At 72.9% G+C, this 2095-nt stretch carries 2 protein-coding genes; one reads left to right on the forward strand and one right to left on the reverse strand.

What is annotated here, in order from left to right; genetic code table 11:
- The coding region (locus AOK22_RS37235; RefSeq protein ID WP_208606503.1) for a discoidin domain-containing protein at positions 1 to 844 on the forward strand (844 nt) is incomplete at its 5' end.
- 286 nt (positions 845 to 1130) lie between these two features.
- Here AOK22_RS37235 and AOK22_RS37240 read toward each other — a convergent pair.
- Entirely contained in the window at positions 1131 to 2054 is a 924-nt protein-coding gene (locus AOK22_RS37240) for an LLM class F420-dependent oxidoreductase (RefSeq protein ID WP_055703083.1), read from the reverse strand.
- Positions 2055 to 2095 lie beyond the last annotated feature (41 nt).

Consider the following 2095-nt stretch of genomic DNA (forward strand, 5'->3'; position numbering starts at 1 on the left):
CTCCGACACCGCGATCCGTTCGCTGCTCGTGCCGGTGCCGGACGCCGAGCCCGTCGCGCCCGCGGGGGCGCCGGGCAGCGTCCTGCCGGGCAGGCCGGAGGCCGCGCGGCCCCGCGTCCGGCAGGCCGCCGCGCCCGCCGACCCCGAGTACGGCGTGCCGTGCCCGAGCTGCGGGGCCCCCAACGCGCCCCGCCGCCACTTCTGCCGCAGCTGCGCGATCCCGCTGAAGGACTCCGCGGACCGCACCTCGGAGGGCCCCTTCGCCGGTCAGCGGCCCCGGCTGCACCGCGACCGCACCCGGTGGATCGCCCGCGCCGTGGGCATCGCGGTGGTCGCGGGCCTGATCGTCGGCGGGATCTTCGGCGGTCCCCCGGCTGCGCGGGCCGTGCAGGACCACTTCGCCAAGCGGGTGCCCGTGCACCCCACGAAGTACAGCGCGTCGCACTCCGCGCCGAAGCAGCCCGCCAAGCTCGCCTTCGACGGCTACTCCAACACCTGGTGGGGAACGGGCTACGCGGGCGACTCGGCCGGGCAGTGGCTCCAGGCCGACTTCGGCCAGCCCACCGACCTGCTCAACCTGCTGATCACGCCCGGCACCTCGGGGCGCAGCGCGCAGGCCGCCGAACAGGCCCGGCCCATGGAGTTCGACCTGGTGGTCAACGACTCCGCGGGCAAGGAGCACATCATGAAGCGCCGGATCAACGACGGCGGCGCGCAGAAGATCGACGTCCGCGTGCGCGACGCGGTCAGCGCCCGCCTGATCGTGCGCTCGGCGTACGGCGCGGGCAAGGACCGTCAGGTGGCCATCGCGGAGATGGAGTACTTCGGCCGGTCGGCCCAGTAGGCACGGCCCCGGCACCGGGGGAGGTGACCGTCACGCGCGCGCCGTGTGACGGTCACCTCCCCCGCTCCATGAGCGCCCGATGACAGCCCTCCCGGCCGCCGTCACCGGGCGCTCTTCTTCACGCTCTCCGGGACACCGGGCAGGGCTCGGTGGACCTCACCCGGCTGCGCTCGGCCGGCCGCTGACGGCACGTCGCGCGCCTCCGGGTGAGGAGTGACCGCCGGGCACCGGAGGGGTGAGCCCGGCGGCCACGAACTGGGGCCGCCCGCAAGGCGGGACGGCGCTGTCAGGAGAGCTGTGACTGCACCTGCGAGGAGATGAGCTCCAGGTGGTCGAGGTCGGTCAGGTCCAGGAACTGCAGGTAGACGCGGCTCGCGCCGATCGCCTCGTACCTCCCGATCTTGTCGACGACCTCGGCCGGGGAACCGGCGAGGCCATTGGCCTTCAGTTCGTCCACGTCGCGGCCGATCGCCGCCGCCCGCCGGGCGACCTCCGCGTCGTCCTTGCCGACGCAGATGACCAGCGCGCTGGAGTACACCAGGTCGTCACCCTTGCGTCCGGCCTGCTCGGCGGCGGCGCGGACCCTGCCGAACTGCCGCTCGCTGTCCTCGATCGAGGCGAACGGGATGTTGAACTCATCGGCGAACTGCGCGGCCAGGCGCGGGGTGCGCTTCGCACCGTGGCCGCCGATGAGCACCGGGACCTTGGCCTGTGCGGGCTTGGGCAGGGCCGGGGAGTCGGTGAGCTGGTAGTGCGTGCCGTCGTGGCTGAAGGTCTTGCCGACCTCCGTCGACCACAGGCCGGTGACGATCTCCAGCTGCTCCTCCAGGCGGGCGAACTTCTCCTTGGGGAAGGGGATGCCGTACGCCTTGTGCTCGTCCTCGAACCAGCCCGCGCCCAGGCCCAGCTCGACCCGGCCGCCCGACATCTGGTCGACCTGCGCCACCTGGATGGCCAGCACACCGGGCAGCCGGAAGGTGCCGGCCGTCATGAGGGTGCCCAGCCTGATCCGCTTGGTCTCGCGCGCCAGACCGGCGAGCGTGATCCACGCGTCCGTGGGACCGGGCAGCCCGTCGACGGAACCCATGCGGAGGTAGTGGTCCGACCGGAAGAAGGCGTCGAAGCCGAGGTCCTCGGTGGCCTTGGCGACGGCGAGCAGGGTGTCGTAGGTGGCCCCTTGCTGGGGCTCCGTGAAGATTCGAAGATCCATGCCGCCATCCTGCACGCTCGAACGCCCGTCAACCCCACCGG

Source organism: Streptomyces silaceus, from assembly GCF_001419745.1.
In the GTDB taxonomy this organism is placed as follows: Bacteria; Actinomycetota; Actinomycetes; order Streptomycetales; family Streptomycetaceae; genus Streptomyces; species Streptomyces silaceus.